Origin of the sequence: Natrinema salsiterrestre (assembly GCF_029502005.1) — an archaeon.
Lineage (GTDB): Archaea > Halobacteriota > Halobacteria > Halobacteriales > Natrialbaceae > Natrinema > Natrinema salsiterrestre.
In genome coordinates this window covers 311,985-332,409 of sequence record NZ_JAMQOT010000005.1, presented here as the reverse complement: position 1 = coordinate 332,409, position 20,425 = coordinate 311,985, and the positions used below count along the sequence as shown (strand labels likewise).

Annotated in this window: 18 protein-coding genes and 1 tRNA gene; 10 read left to right on the top strand and 9 right to left on the bottom strand. The window is 65.3% G+C overall.

Annotation, left to right across the window (positions count from 1 at the left end; translation table 11 throughout):
• Positions 1-4: 4 nt before the first annotated feature.
• On the top strand, positions 5-1,420 hold the full coding sequence (locus tag NDI89_RS15885) for an FAD-dependent oxidoreductase (protein WP_277522839.1): 1,416 nt from the start codon (positions 5-7) through the stop codon (positions 1,418-1,420).
• Positions 1,421-1,435: 15 nt separating this feature from the next.
• On the opposite strand, the gene NDI89_RS15880 is transcribed toward NDI89_RS15885, so the two are convergent.
• Positions 1,436-3,304, bottom strand: coding sequence for a glycoside hydrolase family 15 protein (locus NDI89_RS15880; RefSeq protein WP_277522838.1), 1,869 nt, complete (start codon positions 3,302-3,304; stop codon positions 1,436-1,438).
• 193 nt (positions 3,305-3,497) lie between these two features.
• Here NDI89_RS15880 and NDI89_RS15875 point away from each other — a divergent pair, with 193 nt between their 5' ends.
• Positions 3,498-3,971 (top strand): DCC1-like thiol-disulfide oxidoreductase family protein, encoded by a 474-nt coding sequence (locus NDI89_RS15875; protein ID WP_277522837.1) that lies wholly within the window; start codon positions 3,498-3,500, stop codon positions 3,969-3,971.
• Positions 3,972-4,032: 61 nt separating this feature from the next.
• On the opposite strand, the gene NDI89_RS15870 is transcribed toward NDI89_RS15875, so the two are convergent.
• The gene (locus tag NDI89_RS15870; RefSeq protein ID WP_277522836.1) at positions 4,033-5,079 is read right to left on the bottom strand and encodes an NAD(P)/FAD-dependent oxidoreductase; all 1,047 of its coding nucleotides are present in this window, start codon (positions 5,077-5,079) and stop codon (positions 4,033-4,035) included.
• Between the two features lie 434 nt (positions 5,080-5,513).
• On the opposite strand from NDI89_RS15870, the gene NDI89_RS15865 reads away from it, so the two are divergent.
• Entirely contained in the window at positions 5,514-5,888 is a 375-nt protein-coding gene (locus NDI89_RS15865; protein ID WP_277522835.1) for a winged helix-turn-helix transcriptional regulator, read from the top strand.
• 7 nt (positions 5,889-5,895) lie between these two features.
• Here NDI89_RS15865 and NDI89_RS15860 read toward each other — a convergent pair whose 3' ends face one another.
• Positions 5,896-6,825 carry a DUF3179 domain-containing protein gene (locus NDI89_RS15860; RefSeq protein WP_277522834.1) on the bottom strand — a complete coding sequence of 310 codons (930 nt, stop codon included), beginning with the start codon at positions 6,823-6,825 and terminating at the stop codon, positions 5,896-5,898.
• Between the two features lie 84 nt (positions 6,826-6,909).
• Between NDI89_RS15860 and NDI89_RS15855 the strand changes: the two genes are divergently transcribed.
• On the top strand, positions 6,910-10,041 hold the full coding sequence (locus tag NDI89_RS15855; RefSeq protein ID WP_277522833.1) for a PAS domain-containing sensor histidine kinase: 3,132 nt from the start codon (positions 6,910-6,912) through the stop codon (positions 10,039-10,041).
• Positions 10,042-10,147: 106 nt separating this feature from the next.
• Positions 10,148-10,411 (top strand): hypothetical protein, encoded by a 264-nt coding sequence (locus NDI89_RS24065; protein WP_425607761.1) that lies wholly within the window; start codon positions 10,148-10,150, stop codon positions 10,409-10,411.
• Between the two features lie 129 nt (positions 10,412-10,540).
• Here the strand turns inward: NDI89_RS24065 and NDI89_RS15850 are convergent, their stop codons facing one another.
• Both NDI89_RS15850 and NDI89_RS15845 read right to left on the bottom strand, forming a co-directional pair.
• Entirely contained in the window at positions 10,541-12,352 is a 1,812-nt protein-coding gene (locus tag NDI89_RS15850; protein ID WP_277522832.1) for a hypothetical protein, read from the bottom strand.
• A 664-nt stretch (positions 12,353-13,016) separates the two neighbouring features.
• Positions 13,017-13,167, bottom strand: a tRNA-Met gene (locus NDI89_RS15845).
• A gap of 113 nt (positions 13,168-13,280) precedes the next feature.
• Between NDI89_RS15845 and NDI89_RS15840 the strand changes: the two genes are divergently transcribed.
• Positions 13,281-14,453 carry a DUF7115 domain-containing protein gene (locus NDI89_RS15840; RefSeq protein ID WP_277522831.1) on the top strand — a complete coding sequence of 391 codons (1,173 nt, stop codon included), beginning with the start codon at positions 13,281-13,283 and terminating at the stop codon, positions 14,451-14,453.
• A gap of 2 nt (positions 14,454-14,455) precedes the next feature.
• Here the strand turns inward: NDI89_RS15840 and NDI89_RS15835 are convergent, their stop codons facing one another.
• Positions 14,456-14,875, bottom strand: coding sequence for a DUF5830 family protein (locus tag NDI89_RS15835; RefSeq protein WP_277522830.1), 420 nt, complete (start codon positions 14,873-14,875; stop codon positions 14,456-14,458).
• Between the two features lie 194 nt (positions 14,876-15,069).
• On the opposite strand from NDI89_RS15835, the gene NDI89_RS15830 reads away from it, so the two are divergent.
• Complete coding sequence (locus NDI89_RS15830; protein WP_277522829.1) at positions 15,070-16,044, top strand: transcription initiation factor IIB; 975 nt, start codon at positions 15,070-15,072, stop codon at positions 16,042-16,044.
• Positions 16,041-16,304: a MarR family transcriptional regulator gene (locus tag NDI89_RS15825; protein WP_277522828.1), complete on the top strand. Its 264-nt coding sequence runs from the start codon at positions 16,041-16,043 to the stop codon at positions 16,302-16,304. The genes NDI89_RS15830 and NDI89_RS15825 overlap by 4 nt, the downstream gene beginning before the upstream one ends.
• Here the strand turns inward: NDI89_RS15825 and NDI89_RS15820 are convergent, their stop codons facing one another.
• Complete coding sequence (locus NDI89_RS15820; RefSeq protein ID WP_277522827.1) at positions 16,305-17,462, bottom strand: multicopper oxidase domain-containing protein; 1,158 nt, start codon at positions 17,460-17,462, stop codon at positions 16,305-16,307. It abuts the gene before it with no gap.
• 300 nt (positions 17,463-17,762) lie between these two features.
• Here NDI89_RS15820 and NDI89_RS15815 point away from each other — a divergent pair, with 300 nt between their 5' ends.
• A complete protein-coding gene (locus NDI89_RS15815) occupies positions 17,763-18,068 on the top strand; it encodes a cupin domain-containing protein (protein ID WP_277522826.1) in 306 nt (101 codons plus the stop codon).
• 20 nt (positions 18,069-18,088) lie between these two features.
• Here the strand turns inward: NDI89_RS15815 and NDI89_RS15810 are convergent, their stop codons facing one another.
• Positions 18,089-18,721 carry a uracil-DNA glycosylase family protein gene (locus tag NDI89_RS15810; protein ID WP_277522825.1) on the bottom strand — a complete coding sequence of 211 codons (633 nt, stop codon included), beginning with the start codon at positions 18,719-18,721 and terminating at the stop codon, positions 18,089-18,091.
• A gap of 138 nt (positions 18,722-18,859) precedes the next feature.
• Here NDI89_RS15810 and NDI89_RS15805 point away from each other — a divergent pair, with 138 nt between their 5' ends.
• Positions 18,860-19,351 carry a metal-dependent hydrolase gene (locus NDI89_RS15805; protein ID WP_277522824.1) on the top strand — a complete coding sequence of 164 codons (492 nt, stop codon included), beginning with the start codon at positions 18,860-18,862 and terminating at the stop codon, positions 19,349-19,351.
• Positions 19,352-19,386: 35 nt separating this feature from the next.
• On the opposite strand, the gene NDI89_RS15800 is transcribed toward NDI89_RS15805, so the two are convergent.
• Positions 19,387-20,265: a COX15/CtaA family protein gene (locus NDI89_RS15800; protein WP_277522823.1), complete on the bottom strand. Its 879-nt coding sequence runs from the start codon at positions 20,263-20,265 to the stop codon at positions 19,387-19,389.
• Between the last annotated feature and the right edge of the window lie 160 nt (positions 20,266-20,425).

Genomic DNA, 20,425 nt, shown 5'->3' with positions numbered 1-20,425 from the left:
CGATATGAGCGACCCATTCGTCGTGGTCGGCGGTGACGCAGCGGGAATGTCCGCAGCGAGCAAGGCGAGACGGGACGACCCCGATCGCGACATCGTCGTCTTCGAAAAAGGGCAGTGGGTGTCCTACGGCGCGTGCGGGCTCCCCTACTATATCAAAGGCGAGATCCAGTCCCTCGAGGAACTCGTCTCGGTCACGCCCGAGGAGTTCCGCGAGGAGCGCGACATCGACCTCCGGACGGGCCACGAGGTCGTCGCGATCGATACCGGCGAGCGGACGGTCACCGCCGAGGGCGACGCCGGAACCGTCGTCCAGCCGTACGGCGACCTCCTGATCGCGACCGGATCGGAGTCGGTCGTGCCGCCGATCGACGGCGTCGACCGCGAGGGCGTGTACACGCTCGGCTCGATGAGCGACGGGAAGGAACTGCGCGAGTACGTCGCTCGAGCCCGCGACGGCGAGGATCTCCAGCAACCCGATCGAGGGCCGGCCTGTCGGTACCTCGAGGACTGCACCGGTCCCGTGGGAGTCGTCGGGGGCGGCTACATCGGCATCGAGATGGCCGAGGCGCTGGCGGCGAACGGGTTCGAAGTGAACCTGTTCCAGCGCGGGGATCGCGTGCTGAAGGGCTTCAGCGACGAAACGAGCGAGCACGTCGCCGACCATCTCCGGGACGAGGACGTCGCGCTCCACCTCGACGCAGAAGTTCGGGAACTGGTCGGCGAGGACCGCGTCGAAGCCGTCGTCACCGCCGACGACCGGGTCGAAGTCGAGATGGTGCTGATCGGCACCGGCGTTCGCCCCCGAACGGACCTCGCAGAGGACGCCGGTATCGAGCTCGGCGAGACCGGCGCGATCGCGACCGACGCCTATCGCGAGACGAGCGCACCCGACGTCTACGCGGCGGGTGACTGCGCCGAGGCGATCCACGTCGTCACCGGCGAACCGGCGTACGTTCCGCTGGCGCTGACCGCGAATCGACACGGTCGCGCGGTCGGCCAGACGGTCACCGGTACGCCGACCGAGGGGGGAGATATCGCCGGCACGGCGGCGGTCAAAGCCTTCGACGTCGAAGCCGCACGAACCGGAATCCTGGACCCCGACGAAGCCCGTGACGCCGGATTCGATCCGGTTACCGAAACGGTGACGGCGAAATCGCGGGCGGGCTACTACCCCGAAGACGGGAACGTGACGGTCACACTGACCGCCGATCGCGGTTCAGAACGCGTCCTCGGGGCGAGCCTCGTCAGCGAGTACGGCGAGGGTGCAGTCCACCGCAGTCACGCGATCGTCGCGGCGCTCTCGGAGGGAGCCACCGTCGCCGACGTCGAAAACTACGACCTCGCGTACGCGCCCCCGTTCAACACCACGTGGGATCCGGTGCTGGTCGCCGCGAAGGTGCTGTCCGGAAAATTGCGGTAGCACTGACCGGGAAGGTCACCCTCCGTCGATCCCGACGGGATCTCCGAGGCGGATCCCCATCGGCGGCGGGCCGTCCGTTTCGCGTCCTCGAGCGTAGCCGAGATAGAGGGCGCTGTTGACGATCCCGATGTGGCTGAACGCTTGCGGATAGTTCCCGAGGTGCATTCCCGACTCCGGGTCGATCTCCTCGGCGACGAGTCCCAGCGGGTTCAGGTACTGCAGCAGCGACTCGAATCGGGACCGCGCTTCGTCGACGCGCCCGGAGAGCGCGAGCGCGTCGACGAGCCAGCACGAACAGAGGACGAACGCCCCTTCGTCGCCCGGAAGTCCGTCGTCGCCGTCGTACCGCGATACGAAGATCTCGTCGTCGACCAGCGTCTCCTCGATCGCATCGATCGTCCCCTGAACGCGATCGTCCTCGAACGGCAGAAACCCGACCAACGGTACCAGAAGTCCGGTCGCGTCGAGCGCGTCCGTCCCGTAGGACTGGACGAACGCGCCGACGCCCTCGTCGTAGCCGTTCTCGAGCACGTCCGCTCGTATCCGCTCGCGAGTCTCCTGCCAGCTCTCGAGGGGAGCGTCGTGGTCGCCGTCGGTCGCGATCGCGATCCCTCGATCCAGGGCGACCCAGCACATCACTTTCGAGTAGACGAAGTGTTCGTTTCCGCCGCGAACCTCCCAGATACCCGCGTCCGGTTCGTCCCAGATCTCGCGGACGTACTCGACGATGTCGTTGATCCGGGCCCACTCGCCGTCGTCGAGCGTTCGTCCGTGCCGGTGCATCTCGTCGACGGCCAGCAGGAGTTCGCCGTAGGTATCGTGTTGACGCTGATCGGCGGCCCCGTTTCCGATGCGGACCGGGCGTGAGCCGCGATAGCCGTCGAACCCCTCGAGTTCCCGCTCCTCGAGGTCGGAATCACCGTGAAGGCCGTACAGCGGCTGGATGGCCGCCGGATCGTCCGCCTGACAGAGGTCCATGAACCAGTCGAAGTACTCGGTCGCCTCCTCGGCAGTGCCGAGGTTCATCAGTGCCTGGACGGTGAAGCCGGCGTCTCGAAGCCAGTTGAACCGGTAGTCCCAGTTCCGGACGCCGCCGACGTCTTCGGGCAGGGACGTGGTCGGTGCGGCGGCGATCGCCCCCGATTCGGCGTGCGTGAGGAGCTTGAGGACGAGTTGCGAACGGACGACCGGATCGTGCCACGGCCCCGCGAACGCACAGTCGTCTCCGGGGTCGCAGTCGTGGACCCAGTCGGTCCAGTACTCGAGGGTCTCCTCGAGCGCGGCGTTCGGGTCCGTGTTCGCGTCTTCGGCACCCGTACACCGGAGCAGGAACCACTCCGTGTCGCCCGCCTCGATCGAGGAGTCGCCGCTGATTCGCCCGTTTTCGACCTCGAGGTCGATCGGGCTCTCGAGCAGCGTTCGTTCGTCCCGTCCCTCCGCGAGAGCCCCGCGGTCCGTGGCTTCGATCGTGGTCTCCGCACGGCCGTAATCGAACTGCGGGTCGAGTTCGATCTCGAAATCGACGGCACCGTCCGTACAGGAGAGCTTGCGGTAGAGGACCTTTTTCGGGTGATCGGTTCGACCGGCCGGCGGCATGAAGTCCGTCACCGTCACCGCGCCCCCCTCGGTTCGAAAGGTCGTCTCGAGGACGTTCGTCCCGTCGACGTAGCGTCGCTCGGTCTCGAAGGGATCGACCGGCCCGACGCGGAACCGACCGCCGCGTTCGGCGTCGAGAATCGCGGCGAGGATGCTCGGCGACTCGAGGTGTGGGAAGGGAAACCAGTCGACCGAGCCGTTCGGCGCCACGAGCGCGCAGGTCTCGAGGTTACCGACGAGGGCGTAGGCTTCGATCGGCGGATACGCGCTGGAATCAGTCACCGACATCACCCGCGCCACGGATCGAGGCGAGGAACGGGACGGAAACGGAAAGCGATGTGTCGGACACGAGACTCCGTTCGACGAGCAGCAGGAAAAAAGCGGACCACGCAGGGAGCGATCGTTTGAGCCGGTATCGACGTGTTCGAAATATGCAACAGGCTGAATCTTCACGTGACTCGTTGTCGTAATTCGTCGCGTAATGGCTTCCGTTCCGAAACTCGTCTACGACGATGACTGTCACTTCTGTACGTGGTCGGCCACGTTCGCCGTTCGCCGGGCCGATATCCAGCCGGTGAAGCTATCGGAAGTGCAGGCGGGTGAATCCCGACTCAGCGAGTTCGAACGCGAGCACCTCCCGGACGACTACGAGGAGTGTGCACAGTTGATCACCGAGAACGCGGTGTACTCCTGTGGCGCCGCGACCGAGGAATCGCTCGTCCTCGCCGGCGTGTTGCCGCGACGACCGATCGAGTTCCTGCGACGGTTCGAGACGTACGGCCGGCTCCGGGAGACCTTCTATCACGTCCTCTCGAACAATCGAGACATCGTCGCGAACGTGCTCGGCAGGGACCCACCGGTCAGCGCCCACGTCTCCGAGGACGACGTCTATCCCGAACGGCGGTCCGGATCACGCGGCGAGCCATCGACGAGCGAATCCGCGAACGAAACCTGACGCCGCCCTCAGCGCGCCGGACGCGCTCTCATGTCCCCGGTTCCGTATCGCGTCCGGGGGCTCAGTCGCCTTCGGCCGACGAGTGCCCGCTCGCCTGACTCCGAAGCCCGTCGGGCATCGCGGGAACGTCGCTCGCCGCGACGGCTCCCTCCGCCTCGAGTTCCGCGAGGGACTTCGGGAACTCCCGGCGTTCCGTGTGAATCGCGATCCCCGCCTTCGCGCCCTGTCCCATCGCGACGGAGACTTGATTATGGCCCGGCGTCAGATCGCCGACCGCGTACAGCCCGTCGACCGAGGTTCGGCCGTGATCGTCGACGGCGACCGTCCCGTCGTCGGTCAGCTCCGCGCCGAGGGACGTCGCGAGGTCGTTGTTGTACTCGCTCCCGTACATCGCGAAGCCACCGGTGTAGTCGCGAACCGTACCGTCTTCGAACTCCAGGGCCTCCAGCCAGCCGTCGTCACCGTTTCGAACGCCGGTGACGTCCTCGCGAACGACGTCGACGGGGTGGCCCTCGAGCAGCCGTTCCGTCTCGTCGCTCCAGGTCGGCTCGTCGCCGCGGAGCAGGAGGTCGACCTCGTCGGTGAAGTTGAGCATGATCATCGCGACGTGGGCCGCGCTCTCGCCGTGGCCCATCACGTACACCGGCTCGTCGACGAACATGTAGGCGTCGCAGTGGAGACAGTAGTGGAGTCCGCGCCCGGTTCGGGGCAACGGCGGCTCGGGGCGCTCGTCCGAAAAGCCGGTCGCGAGAACGACGTTGTCGGCGATCGCGGAGCCGTCGGTGGTCTCGAGCGCGAACGCGCCGTCGACGCGCTCGACGTCCGTCACGAACTCCCGGCGGTAGTCGGCGCCGTAGGACTCGATCTGGTCGATGGCGGTCTCGAGGAATTCGTTTCCGGATACCGATTCGGGGACGCCGATGACGTTGTGGGTGTCCTGCATCATCGCGGCTCGGCCGCCACCGCGGTCGAAGACTGCGGTCTCGTGGCCGAGTCGCGCCGCGTACAGCGCTGTCGTCAGTCCGGCCGGGCCGCCGCCGACGACGACGACTTCGTAGTCGTGATCGGCTTCGATACCGTCGCGAGTCTCGTCTCCTTGGTCACTCATGGTAACTTGGTTACGACTGCATAGTCATAAACGTCAGCTAACAAATCAGTTACTCGGTTACGACGCGGTAAGTGGCGGTTCGGCATCGGTCGGACACGGTCGCAAAGGGGTTATGATGGACGGGTGAGTAGATCCGAATGACATGACCGAATCGACGAGAAACGGGAGCGGCGATTCGCCGTCGCGGCCGCGGTTTCGCGGGTGTCTGTTCTGTTACGGCGGGGAGTGGCTCGCTTATTCGGCGCGAACGGCGGCGCGGAGACTCCGTCGACACGAGTGACGCCGCTCGAGGGGTCGACACTCGCGGTTATCGCGTGGCCCTTGCGGCCGGTGGACGCGATCGCCCGGTCCGTTTCGCCCGTCAGAAGACAGTTATACTAGGTAACTAGGTTACAGCACGTAACTATAAGGGAACCCGCGGTCTAGGAACGAGCATGGACGAACCGAATCAGCAACTGGAAGTCTGGTGTGCGGGCGAGGACTGGTGTTCGATCACCTCCACCGCCACGCTGATCGGCAAGAAGTGGCACACGGTCGTCATTCACCGACTGCTCGCCAACGGACCGCTCGGCTTCAACGCGCTTCAGGAGGAGATCGGCGGCATCTCGAGCAAGGTCCTCTCCGACGTGCTCGACGACCTCGAGGAGAAACGGCTCGTCAATCGGGAGATCGTCAACGAGAAACCCGTTCGCGTCGAGTACTCCCTGACCGAAATCGGGGAATCGCTCGAGCCCGTCATCGAGGAGATGCAAGCGTGGGGGAAAGAGCATCTCGCGGCCGCGTCGGACAAGGATAGCTCGATCGCGTAACCGCACCCTACGCCGATAGCTGGTAGAACGCGTCGGGACCGTGATCGTCCTGCCACCCGAACGCGTACAGGCGCTTCGCCGGGACTCGTCGTAGTCGTCGCCCGTCCCCACTCGCCCCCGTCGCGACCGACCACGCCGTGCCGTCACCGACGAGCCGGCCGCCCTCATCGAGACGGAGCGAAAATCCCGGCTCCTCGAACGCGTGGATTCCGGCGTCAGTCGAGACGACGAGGATGTCGGTGTCGCCGACCGTCGCCTCGAGGGCGCCGCCGGCCGATTCGACGATCGGAACCGGGAATCCGAGCGCTTCGCCGTCGCGTTCGATACCGAGCACGACCGTCTTCGGCTCGAGGTCGTCCCGGGACCACTCGCGGTCGGGACCGACGCCGCGCATCGCGCTGAGACCGAATCCATCGCCCCGGGCGTAGTCGTCGTATCCCGACGAGTCGTAGTTCTGTACCGCTGCGTCGCTCCCCGCTTCGGGTTGCAGAACGACGCCGTCGGGATAGTCCTCGCGAAACGCTTCGTACGTCGTCATCGGACCCGGACGCATCGTCAGCCGTTCGCCCGCCAACTCGCCCGCGATACACTCGCCGGTGGACTGTTTCCACTCGGACTCGGTCTCCCGGTCGTACAGGACGAGGTCGTCGTCGGCGAGCTTGCCCGAGACGCCGAAGGACAGTCGTCGGTCGTCGACGATCCGATCGTAGACGATCGCGCTGCCGCAGATCGGACACCACGTGACCGCGATCGGTCGCCCGTCGATCTCGTCGTTGACGATCTCGTGATAGTTGAGGATCCGAATCGGGTACGCCCGCGGCGGGTCGCCGTCGACGACGAGGACGTCGTCGTCCGGATCGCCCCCGTACTCGCTTCCGAACGACGGCTCGTCGATGCTCGGAATCGCGTCTCTCGGCAGGACGTCGATCACGTTCACGGCTGCCCTTCGGACTCGAGCGGGAAAGATCCGGTTGCCACGATCGGCAAGAGACTTATCTTCGTCAGCGGCGATTACAGTAGCATGAGTACTCGAGCGGGCGCAACCGACGAGGCATTCTGGGAGGATGCCGACGCCGATGTCGCACTGCGGCGATATCGGACACTCGTCGAGACGCTCGATGACGGAATTTACCAGCTCGATGCCGACGGCAACTTCGTCGCGGTCAACGACGAACTCGTCGAGATAGTCGGCTATTCTCGCGACGAACTCCTCGGCGAACACGTCACGTCCGTCGTTCACGAGGACGACGTTCCGCCCATCGAACGCGAAATCGCGACCGACATCGAGACGGGCGACGGTATCGATCCGTTCCACCTCGTCCTCCGAACCGCCGACGGAAACAGCGTCCCCTGCGAGCTTCGCATCAGCACGCTCGTCGAGGGAGACGAGTTTCAGGGGACGCTCGGCATCGTTCGCGACCGCTCCGAGCGAACGCGGCAACTGCGCACGCTCGAGTCGGCTCGGGCGTCGTACGAATCGATCACCGACGTCCTCGACGCGGCGAACATCGGCGTCTTCGTCCTCGACGACGAGTACCGGATCGAGTGGATCGACGAAACGATCGAGGAGTACTTCGATCTCGATCGCGCGTCGGTCATCGGTCGGGACAAACGCGACGTGCTCGAACACGACATCCGGGAGACCGTCGCCGACTCCGCGTCGTTCAGCGAGACCGTTCTGGCGACGTACGACCACAACAGCGACACGGAGCGGTTCGAGTGTCGGGTACTGACCGGCGAGGACGACGACCGGGACGAGCGCTGGCTCGAGCACTACAGCAAGCCGATCGAGTCGGGAGCGTACGCGGGGGGACGCGTCGAGTTCTACTCCGACATTACGGACAAGAAGCGCTCCGAAGGGGCGCTACGGGAGCGTACGGAAGCCTTTCGCTCGCTGGTCGACGCCGTCGAGGAGTACGCGATCTTTCGGTTGGACACGGACGGCCACGTCATCAGTTGGAACGAAGGCGCGAAACAGATCAAAGGCTACGATCGCGACGAGATCCTCGGCGAACACTTCTCGACGTTTTACACCGCAGCGGACCGATCGGCCGGCGTTCCCGAACGAAACCTCGAGGCTGCACTTGAGAACGGCTCCGCCGAAGACGAGGGCTGGCGCCGCAGAAAGGACGGCACGCAGTTCTGGGCGAACGTAACGATCACGCCGATTCGGGACGACGACGGCACCCATCGGGGGTTTCTGAAGGTAACGCGTGACATGACGGACCGCTGGGAACGCAAGCGGGAACTCGAGACCGAACTCGAGCGGATTCTCGGCAGGATCTCGGACGCGTTCTACGCGGTCGACGACGAGTTCCGGTTCACCCACGTCAACGACCGAGCGGCGGAACTCCTCCAGCACACCGAGGCGGAGCTGCTCGGAAAATCGCTCTGGGAGGTGTTTCCGGATCTCGTCGAGTTCGACGAGGTCTGGGACGCCTTCCACACCGCGCTGGAAACGCAGGAACCCACCAGCTACGAACTCTACTACGACACGCTCGATTTCTGGGTCGAGGCGAACCTCTATCCCTCCGAGACCGGTATCTCGGTGTACTTCCGGGACGTCACGGAACGCAGGGAGCGCGAACGGGAACTCGAGCGAACGGAACGCCGCTTCGAAGCGATCTTCGAGGACCCGAACATTCTCGTGGGGCTGCTCGATACCGACGGAACGGTGCTGGACGTCAACGGGACGGCGATGGAGTACGTCGACGCCGAGCACCAGGCAGTGATCGGCGAACCGTTCTGGGAAACGCCGTGGTGGGAGGAAACCGCCGATGAGGAGAGCGATGCCGTTCGTGACGGTGAGGCCGCGACGACCTCTCGGAGCGCGGGGCAACCGTCGGGCGACGACGCCGCCGGCATTCGGTCCGCCGTCAGGGAGTGGGTCGATCGAGCGGCGGACGGCGAGTACGTGGACTTCGAGGCGGATCTCACCCGGCCGGACGGGCGGCAGTACACGCTCGAGGGCGTCTTCAGACCGGTCACGAACGACGACGGCGAGGTGGTGTCGATCGTCGTCTCGGACCGCGACATAACCGAGCGCAAACAGCGCGAGCAGGCGCTCCAGGAGAGCAGAAATCAGCTCCGGACGCTCATCGACTTGCTTCCGGTCGCCGTGTTCGTCGCCGAAGCCGACGGCCGCATCGTCAAGTGGAACGAGGCCGCCGAGGAGATCTGGGGCGGAGAGATCGCCGAGTCACAGTCGGTGGCCGAATACGAGCGGTACGACGGCTGGTGGGCCGACACCGGTGAACGGGTAGAACCGGAGGAGTGGGCGCTCGCGCGAGCGCTTCGAGGCGAAGAGGTCACCGACCCGGACGTGATCGAGATCGAAGGCTTCGACGGCGAGCGCCGCACCGTTCTGAACCACGGGATGCCCGTTCGGGACGCGAACGGCGAGGTGAGTCGCGCGGTCGTCACCCTCACCGACATCACCGAACGGACGGAGTATCAGCGCAAACTCGAGGAATCGAACGAACGCCTCGAGCAGTTCGCCTACGCCGCGTCCCACGACCTCCAGGAGCCGCTCCGGATGGTCACGAGCTACCTCCAGCTGCTGGAAAAACGGTACGGTGACGCCTTCGACGAGGACGGCGAGGAGTTCCTCGCCTACGCCGTCGACGGTGCCGAGCGCATGCGCGAGATGATCGACGGGCTGCTCGAGTACTCTCGCGTCGAGACGCGGGGCGACCCGTTCGAACCGACGGATCTGAACGCGATTCTCGAGGACGTCCTCGAGAACCTGCAGATACAGATCGAGGAGAGCGACGCCGAGATTACGAGCGAGGACCTTCCGGACGTGTCGGGCGACGCCAATCAGCTACGGCAGGTCCTCCAGAACCTCCTCTCGAACGCACTCACCTACAGCGGTGACGACCCGCCGCGGGTTCACGTCGGTGCCGAGCGACGGGGCGACGAGTGGGTGATTTCGGTTCGCGACGAGGGGATCGGGATCGACCCGGGGGATCACGACCGGGTGTTCACGGTCTTCGATCGACTGCACAGCCGCGAAGAGTACGACGGAACGGGCATCGGACTCGCCCTCTGCCAGCGCATCGTCGAACGCCACGGCGGCGAGATCTGGGTCGACTCCGAGCCCGGCGACGGATCGACGTTCTCGTTTACCCTCCCCGCGGCGGAGACTCGGTGACCCTCATCCCATCGGCCTCGCGGATCCGAAGACGTAACTCTCGCGCCACGCGATCGTACCGTATGGGAGACGACGCCAGTGACCGACTCGCGGGGGTCGATCGATCGTGACCGACGGTCGTCTTTCGGGTATTCAATCGAAACTTCCGGCCGGGCTTCGGGACCGGCTCGAGCGGCTTCGCTGGTGGTACGCGCTGCGATTCGGCGGCGCTCCTCGGTGTGCGGAGTGCGGTGACGAAGCCGCGTGGATCGCGAAAGCGGAGGGCGAACCGCGGTGTTTCAAACACATTCCGGAGGAAGGAACTGATGCTATACGGGACGTCCGGCCCGAAGATTGCTTTACCGACTGGAGTGGCGCCCCTGATAATTGATTCAGACGGCACTTGGACGGTCGCGATACCGGATCAGGCTGGTCGAAATCGACGTTTAGTGCATCGAAAAGACCGACTGAACGGATAGCTCCGAATGTAGCGGATGACACGGCATCGAACCTGACGCGCTCAGTTGACCGCTTTCGACAGTTCCGCCCCTGCTTTGAACTTCACGTCGTTCGATGCGTCGGCCGCTCCAGCGAGATGGAGGACCGGTGCATCGAGCGCCGTCACGACCGACCACGCGGGAGCGTCGCCGTCCCTGCCGGGACAGCCGCCAGTCTCGTGTGTGGCGAGCCCTTCTCGGGACTGGACCCCCCAGCAGTATAATTCGCCGTCGTCCCTGCAGATCTGGTGAGCGCCCGGCGGGAGGGAGTCGTCGTTCGAGTCGTACTCGCGGGTGAGCGTGATGTTCGCGTACGTCGTCCGCCCGGGATTTTTCCGCCCCTCGACGCGCGACCGTAGTTCGATCGCGCCATCCTCGAGGTCCGAGCGCGTCACGCCGGCGACGACGTTCGGGCCGTCGGCGACCAGGAGGGTCGCGGAGTTCTCGTAGAGTGTGCCGTCGTCGAGTTGCCAGCCGCCGACGAAGAGCAGCTGGTCGTCGTGTCGGATCCGGCGCACGTGAAACAGCGCGGGCATCGGGCACGGACAGTCCGCCGGCGTCGCGACGACGGGACAAACGAGAGCAGCCGACACGGTCGCCTCCCCCGAACTCCCCTCCGGACCCCAGGAGTCGAGGGAGTCGACCGGCGATACGGAGTTGTCCGGTGCGACGCGGAGCATCGGAGCCGCGACCTCGGCCGCCGGCGTCGCGCCCGTGACGACGACACCGCCGGAGGTTCCGAAGGCGGCGACGCCGCGGCGAATGTCCTTCTTGTCGATACCACGAGACTGGCTGAGGTCGAAGCCGCTACCGAGTTCCAGTGTCGAAGTCAGGAGGTCCCGGCACGCCAGATCCCGGTGTATCGCGACGGTCCCGTCGCTTTCCCCACAGCTCTCGGCGTTCCGTTCGCCGGTGAAGTACTCGAGCACCCGCTCGGGCGTGAGTTCGTCCGCAAGCGCCGGGCCGTCGCCCCGTACGCGGGCGTCGGGGAGGCTAACGACGAAGTGCTCGCCGATCGTCGGCTCTCCGTCGAGGTAGTCGTAGAGGGGTGCTGTGAGGTCCGGAAGTCCGTCCCCGTCGCTGTCGAGGTCACCGACCAGTCGTTCGATGTCGCCCTGGACGATGCGGCGGGCCCGCTGGAGGAACTTTCGCGCGCTGTCCCACTGGCCAGCGTCCACCGCGTCGCTCGCGTCCCGGGCGAGTCCCTTCCGGCTGTCGGCGTTCTCCCGGACGCTCGTGCAGGTCTCCGAGGAACAACTCTCGAGTTCCGCCCGTACCTTGGTGGTCGCGTTGATGAACGCGTCGAGTGACGCCTTCGCGTCGTCGGTCGACCGGTCGTCCACGGCCGCGATGGCGGCGTCGGCGTAGACCAGCAGCGCCCGCTCGATGTCCAGGACCGTCGCGAGCGCCGGGATTCCGTCGCCGTCGGAATCCTCGTCGCGGGGATCGGGCACCCAGATCGTACTCGGTTTGTTCGAGCGGGAGGAGTTGAGGTCCTTGGCTTTCGTGGCTCCGCTGGTGCTCCAGCCGTCGATCTCGATGCGTCGCGAGTCGGCCTGCAGCCTCGGCGGGACGAACCGCACGTCGACCGGACCGCTTCTGTACGCCGTCTCGTCGTCGATATCGCCGCCGGCGTAGAACCCGGCCGGCGAGGCAGCCCTGTTCGCCACGGCCTCGTCGCTGGCCCGGTCTCGCAGTCCATCGAGCGCAGTACAGCCGGCGAGGCTCCCGAGTACGACAGCGCCACCCGATGCGAGGACCGTTCGGCGCTTCATCAGCGGGGAACTTCCGGTATCATCCACTGATTCGACGTTCGGGTGACCTTTCTTGGACATTAAGGAGATTATAAGTCAAGCATGCATATAGATTAGTAGTATAATATTACATTTTAATTGAACCAATCGAGGATCTGTCGAAGGTCCTCATCCTCGGTCACGTACTCGACAACGCGAGCTCGCAGAACGTCGCCGTCGTACTTCGTCCTCGAGGTCGTTCACCGTAGTGAGCGCTCACTGGGCGACTTGGAGAGCATCTTCCGGCCGGATATCGGACTACTCAGACGCGTCGCATCACCGGGTGACCCTCGCTGCAGGTATCGTAGATGGGTCAATTCACCGTGCGTCGGGTAATCGATGACGACGTCGGCGTCGGCAGTACCGCTGAGGGTCCCACAGGACGGGTCGAACCCGTCGGGAGCGAAGCTCAAGACTCGATCCCTCCGTCAGAAGTCGCTATCGCGGGACGTCGATCATCGGCTACGGTATTGGAACTGTTGGAATCGAGTCGCCCACGCCCTTGAGAGGGGGTTCTTACGCGGGCATATGAAGAATTTGATAAGTGCTCGGGGAGGGCTCCGAACCACCGCGAGAGCTTCGCTCTCGCGAGCCTTCGCTCACTCGTTTCACTCGTTCGCGAAGATCTACGGGTTCGTCGCCCCGTTTCGGCACTCGCTTTCAGACTCGTCACTCACTCCGTTCGTGAGGTCGCGTAGAAAGCGAGTGCCCGGGGAGGGCTCCGAACCCTCGATCTCCGCATGTCCCAGGTTCGAGGCTCGGCAGTCCTCGAGGGACACGGAGGCTTCCAAGGCGAAACCGCACCGAATCTCTGAACCCTATGAGTGCGGCGCTATGTCCAGCTAAGCCACCCGGGCTCGGTTACGAGTAGTGCGGTCCGTTTCTTTAACCTTCCCATTCGACACCGCCGTGCAACGCGGACCCACGGATCACCCACGGATTTATCACATGTTGTTACGAACTGCGCTGCATGAGCGTTCCCGGTATCGTCCACTCTACCCTCGATGGCGAGGAGATCGCGGCGCGCGTCTCTCTTGGCAGCGACGACGAGCTCTTCATCACCCCCACGAGGACGATCGTGTACCGCGCTGACGGCCTCCTGAGCGACGAATCGGCAAAGGAATTTCCACACGATGCCGACCGGCTAACCATCTCCGAAGGGCGGCGCAAGACCAAGTTCACCCTCGAGTACGCCCTCGACGGCGAACGATCGTTTACCGTGCCGTCCGGAACGACCGACGACGTGTTGCATCCGGTCCTCGCGGGCGTGTTGAACGGCAACGACATCACCGACGCCGGCGAGACGGTCGTCAAGACGTATCGCTTCAGCGAGCTCACCCTGATCATCACGAGCGACCGACTCGTCAAACACATCGGCGGCGCGGTCTGGGACGGCGACTACGAGGAGTACCACTTCGGAGACGTGACCAACCTCTCGTTCGAGGACGGCAGCGTCGCCACCCAGATCGTGCTGGTGGCCGACGGCCGCCCCCAGCGGATCAAGGCACCGAACGAGGAAGCGAACGATCTCCGCGAACGGCTCCAGCGGGCGCTGTTCGACTATCACGACGTCGGTTCGCTCGAGGAACTCAACGAGGCGATCGGCGACGAGGACGAGGAGACGACCAGTAACGAGGGGTCGGTCGACTTCGGCGGCGGCGTGGATCCGCTCGATGCCGACCCGCCCGATCCCGACGATCGCGATGTAATCGACGAGGGGGCGGCCGAGGCGGAGCGGTCCGGATCGACCGACCCGCTCGCCGACGCGGGTGCTGACGTCGGTGCGAGCGCGGAGCCGACGAGAACGGACTCCGCCGAGAACGAGAATCAGCGCTCACAGTCGGCGATGCGGGGTGAATCGACACCGAACGAACGGACTGGCGATCCCGAGTCCGAGACGAAACCCCCGGAGGCGGAGACCGGCTCGATCTTCGAGGACGCAGTCGAGACGGACGCCTCGGCCGCCGAGGCCGCGATCGAAGCGGCGAACAGCGACTCCGGGACGGCCACGCCGAAAACCGATCCCGAACTGCTCGAGCGAATCGAGACGCTCGAGGCCGCCGTCGAGCGCCAGACGGAGGTTATCGAGCAACAACAGGAGACGATCGAGCAGTTGATCGCGGAACTCCGGCAGGGACGGTAACGCTACTCCCGTCCAGTCACTTTTCGGATACACGAGGAGCCGAAGGGGCCGAGTTCGCCGGCCTCGAGAGCCATGAAGTGGCCGGTCGAGAGACTGGAGCCACAGCGTCGACAGGTGAACTCTCCCTCCTTCGTGATGACGTCCTGCTCGAACCGAACGTACTGGCGGCTCTTCGGGCGGATAATCCCATCGTCACGCTCGATCAGCCCGCGGAGTTCGGCCTCGTCGAGGATCGTCCGCGTCACCGTCGGATCGGTCGTGACCGTCTCGATTCGGTCGACGGCGTCGGCGAGCGGAAGCGATTCGTGCTCGAGCCGGGCGAGCAGTGCCAGCCCGAGTTCGACCCGGTCGTCGTCCGCCTCGAGCGTCGGGTCGACGGCCTCCTCGCTGTCGTCCTCGGTCCGGTCTCCGTCACGACTCATCTGTGTGTGCTGTCGTCTCGGAGCGAATAAACGTTGTTCCTCTCGAATCCGGTGATCAGCTCTCCGAAACGACGACCGCCGGTGCCGTTCCCACGCGCTGGGAATCCACCGATCGTTGATACTGTCGCTCCACTGCAATCCAAGCGAAGATGTCGCACACGACCGGGGAACGGACCCCGGTGGACACAGTGCCCATGACTCAGACGATCGTCGATACGGCTGACGGGGGATCGACCCGCAACCGCGAGCGCCAGCCCGCTCCCGAGCGGCGGGAGTCGGAGTGTCCGGAATGCACCGGCTCGATCCGCCACGACGAGGAACACGGCGAACGAACGTGTTCCGACTGCGGCCTCGTCCTCGATTCCGACGCGATCGATTACGGCCCGGAATGGCGGAGTTTCGATGACGACGGCGACGATCGACGGCGAGTCGGCCCACCGGAATCGACGCTGAGACACGACAAGGGACTCAGTACGACGATCGGCTGGCGGGACGAGGACGCGTACGGAAACCGCCTCTCGGGGCGAAAGCGCGAACAGTTCAAGCGATTGCGGACGTGGAACGAACGCTTCACCTCGAAGAACGCCGCAGAGCGGAACCTGAAACACGCCTTCGGCGAGATCGAGCGCATGGCGTCCGCGCTCGGACTGCCGGAGCCGTGTCGCGAAACCGCCGGCGTGTTGTATCGGCGCGCCGTCGAAGAGAGCTTGCTCCCCGGCCGATCGATCGAGGCGATGGCGACGGCCTGTCTCTACGCGGCCGCTCGACAGCACGGAACGCCGCGCACGCTGGTCGCGTTCGCGTCAGTGAGTCGCGTCGACAAACTCCCCGTCCAGCGGGCCTATCGCTACCTCTCCGGCGAACTCGGGTTGCAAATCGAGCCCGCCGACCCCATCCACTACCTCCCGCAGTACGCCTCGGCACTCGAGGTCAGCGACGACGCCGAACATCTCGCTCGAGAGATCCTCGAGGCGGCCAAAGCGCGAGACCTCCACAGCGGCCGGAGCCCCGCGGGGCTCGCCGCGGCGGCGATTTACGGGGCCGCTCGGCTCACGAACGACGGACTGACGCAGGAAACGGTCGGCGAGGAAACGGGCGTGAGTTCGGTCACGGTCCGGAACCGGTATCGGGAACTGCTCGACGCGTACGGCGAGGCTCGTGAGGGATGACGTCCCGGAGGGCCCTCGAGAGACGCGTCCTCGACTCGCTGGTCGACGACCCGTCCTCCGTCGTCGATCTCGCCGCGCAGGTAGACGATCATCCGATCACGGTCGAGGGGGCGTGTGAGCGCCTGCAGGCGGACGGTGCTATTCGTTCTATCGGAGGCCGACGGTACGAGATCACCGCATCAGGTCGCCGACAGTTGGCCGACGTGGGGCCGGCGACCGGCGGATCGGACGCTCGGTCGGAGCGGGAAAGTCGGCCGTAACTATCCTTCGTAGCCCGCGTACTCCATGAGGTTCGCGAAGATGTCGGTATCCATCGCGTCGCGGTAGACGATCCCGTTGACCATCCCGCCGGGATACGACTCGCCGTTCATGGCGTGGTCGACCTTGTGGCAGTGCATGAGGTAGATGCCCGGATCGGCGTCGGCCTCGAACTCGATCGTGTGGCGTTCCGCGGGTGCGACGTTGGTGACGTCCTGCTCGTACTGGGCCGCATCGGGGAGCTGCCCGCCGTCTTTCTCCACGAGCCGGAACCGGTGGTTGTGCGTGTGCATCGGGTGAGACATGTAGCCCGCGTTGGCCATGTGGAGGCGGACGGTGTCGCCGTGGTCGACGATGATCGGGGAGCCTTCCTCCGGGTGGAGCGTCCGCGGGAGGCTCTTTCCGTTGATCGTGAACACGTCGGGGTTGCGATTGCGAGCGCTGTACTCGACGTCCTCGCCGGCCATCTGACGGTTCACGCGCGAGTCCCAGTCCTTCAGCGTGAAGAAGTACTCCTTGTCCGCGGGTTCGTACCCCTTCGGATCGACGCGGAAGATCCCGTACATCCCCATATCGATGTGGCGATGGGTCTGGTAGTGGCAGTGATAGAGGTGGGTGCCCGGGACGTTCGCGGGGATAGTGTAGGTGTGCTTCTCGCCCGGATCGACACGAACGCCGGTCGTCGTGGGGACGCCGTCGTTCTCCCAGGTCTTCTTCGCGCCGTGGAAGTGGAGCGTGTGCGGGTGGTCGTTCCCCGTGTTGTCGAGCGTCACTTCCATGTCGTTGCCCTCCGTCGTCCGGAGGATCGGCCCGGGAACGCTCGGCTTCCCGTCGTCGGCTTTGAACGCCCAGACCTGCGGGAGCTCTACGGGGCCGCCCATCGAGTCCATCGGGTGGACGGCGTGCTGAGCAGTCACGGACTGCAGCGTCACGCTGCCGCCCTGCTCGTCGACCTGGACGACCTCCGGCGAACTCGTCCACGGCAGCTCGGGTTCGGACGAGTCGGTGGACTCTTCCGTCGAATTCGCCGGCACGGACTCTTGGGTCGCCCCCTGGCTCATGCAGCCGGCCAGTCCGGTCAATGCGGCCGCGCCGCCGGTCGCAGCAACGAATTCGCGTCGCGATAGCCCCAATCCGGGTGCGCCGATTCGATCGCTCATAACAACCGGACGTAAGAAGGGCCGACGTATAACGGGGTGAGCCGGTTCTTACGAAGCGGGAAGTCCCGAGAACATGTTCTCCGATACTATTTAAATGAAGGCCCGGGCCGCCGGTTCGCACGGACGGAAAACGGCCGACAGAGCGCCGATCACTGTTCGCCCCCCCCCCTTAGTACGGAACCCGACGGACAGGTCTGGCTCGAGCGAGACCGTTCGTTCGGTGCTGCTGCGATACTGTGTGGTAATTGGCCGAACATATACGGACACGAAGACAAGTCGCTCGACCGTCTCGTTTCGTCTATGCCCGACGCTACGTCGCTCGAGTCCCTCGAGAAAGCGCCCCATGCAGAGGTATTCGACGAACATGCCCCGCGAACCGTTCGACTGCAACTCGCTGCGGACGAACGCGTTCCGAAACACCGCCATCCGGAATCGAACGTCGTCTTGCACGTCCTCAGCGGTGCCGTCGAACTCACGCTCGGCGACGACGTCTACGACCTCGAGCCGGGCGATCTCGTCCAGTTCGACGGCGATCAGGACGTGTCACCCTACGCGGTCGACGACAGTACGGCGCTCGTCGTCTTCGCGCCGAAAGCGGAGTCGTAAGCGATCGCTCCCGCTTCCTCTCACCCGACCGTCGTCGCGACGCCTTTCGTCTGGCGGTAATCGCTCGTCAGTATCGCCTCGAGTTTCGAGACGATCGCCTCGCGGTCGCCGTCGACCCACTCGACCGGCTCCTGGATCGGGACGACCATGAAGCCGCGTCCGCGAACGTCGCGGGCGTGCAGCGACGCCATGTCGAGCTCGAATCGGTGGCGCTGGGTCGTATACTCCCGGAGGACGTGGTCGGTCGCGCGGGCACCGACCGGGAGGAGGATGTGCGCGTTGATCGCGCGAAGCTCGGCGTCGAAGAAGCGCTCGAGGTCGGCGTAGTCCGCTTCGGTCGGTGCCTGCCCGTCCGGGAGGCTACACATGTGGACGTAGCTACAGAAGCAGTTCTCGAGGACGGGTTCGTCTCGCGGGCCGCTCGCGAAGCCGGTCTCGCGGAGGACCTCCTGGATCGCGACTCCGTCTTCGGTCTCGGTGAAGGGGACGCCGGTCGTTTCGCCGCCGTGGACGCCGGGGAAGTCACCGACGACGTGGAAGTCGGCGTTGGCGTCACCGTAGCCGAAGACGGCCGTCCGGTCGCCGGGGTCGGACCGGTCGAAGGGCGGTCGGAGTCCGAACGGGTTACTCGTCCTCTCGGTGACGTTTTTCACGAACGTGAGGAGGCGATCGGAGATCAAAACCCCAGCGATCACGGCTGCGGTCCGAGAGGTCGTTGGGGGCTGCTCCGAACGGGGGCGACTGGCCAAACGACGGTGGCTTTATCATCCGTTCGTTCGTTCCCGTCGGACATGTACCAGGTGGGACACTACGGCGGTGCATTGCTGGCGTACGCGCCGCTCGGCACCGTCGTCTCGCTGGGGGGTCACGCGGAGGTCGCGCTGGTCGGCGGCCTGGTCTGTGTCGCACTCGCGACGCTTCCCGACTACGATCATCGACTCCCGCTGATCGACCACCGCGGCCCCACGCACACGATCGCGTTCGCGCTGCTCGTGAGTGCCGGGCTCGCCGCGCTGACCGCCGTCCTCGTCGATGCGTCCTCGGCGTTTGCCGACGCCGGATTCGTCTCCTTCGGGTTTCTCGTCGGACTCGTCTCGATCGGCTCGCACCTCATCGTGGATGCGCTGACGCCGATGGGGATTCGCCCGTTCTGGCCGGTTTCCCGCCGCCGGTACTCGCTGGACGTCACGACCGCCGCGAACCCCCTCGCCAACTACGTGCTGTTGGGACTCGGCGTCGGTGCCGCGCTCGCCGGAACCGCTATCGCCGTCACTGTCGGTTAACACGTCTGCGAAACGTCGTCGAACTCGATCCGCACCTACCGCGAGAGCGCGTCGGAGGCGTTCGTCGCACCGGTGTCGCCGCGAGTGAGCACGAGCCCCGCCACGAAGGTCACGAAGAGCAGGGCGGCGGCGATCAGATAGGGAACCTCGAGGGCCGGATTGACCGCCTGTCGGCCGACGAAGAGGACGCCGATCACGAGCGGCGGTGCCGCCAGCAGCGGGACGACGGCGCGGCCGGTGAAGCGACGGCGACCGATCATCATCGCAACGACGGCCGCGCCCAACAGGGTGAGGGTCACGCCGTACTGGGTCATCTGCATCGTCGGCGAGTACGAGGAGATCGCCGAGCCGACGACGGGGCTGAGCACGACGTGAACGGGGAGCGCCACGATACCGAGCGCGAGCGCGCCGGTGACGTGGGTGCCTGTCAGCCGCGATTCCCAGACCAGGACGGTCGCGACGAGGAACAGCGTAAAGATCGCGACGGCGGTCCAGAAGTGCAACGAGAGGACGTTTATCGTGTACTGCTGGACGGTTTCGCGGCCGAGTGCGACCTGCACCGGCGTCAGGGCCATCCCGAGGACGAGCAGCCCGGTCACGCGACGGTCGACGTCGGGGAGTCGCCACGCCGCGAGCGCGGAGCCGATGATGGCGAAGCCGGCGAACATCGCGACGAACCGGTGGAACCACTCGTAGAAACTCGGCAGGCTCCCCGGGAACAGGTTGTACGGACCGGCGTCGCACTGGGGCCAGTTGGCCTCGCAGGCGAGCCCCGAGCCGGTCGCCTTCGCTGCGATCCCCAGCAGAATCGTCGCTGCGACCAACACGAGCGTCGCGGTCACCACGTGCGGAAAGCCGAACCGGTCGATCGCCGATCGGAGTCTCGAATCGGGCGCGTGAGTATCGTACGACACGGTCGTTCAGTCGGGGGTTAGGACGGACCGTACTTATGTTGACCGAGTCATCCGATCCAGTGGGATCGCCGAATCCGCGCGGCAAACGGGAGGTTCCGACGTTCGATGGGAGGCATCGAACGGCGCTCCGGGACTACTGAATGTCAGCGCTCGGTCACGA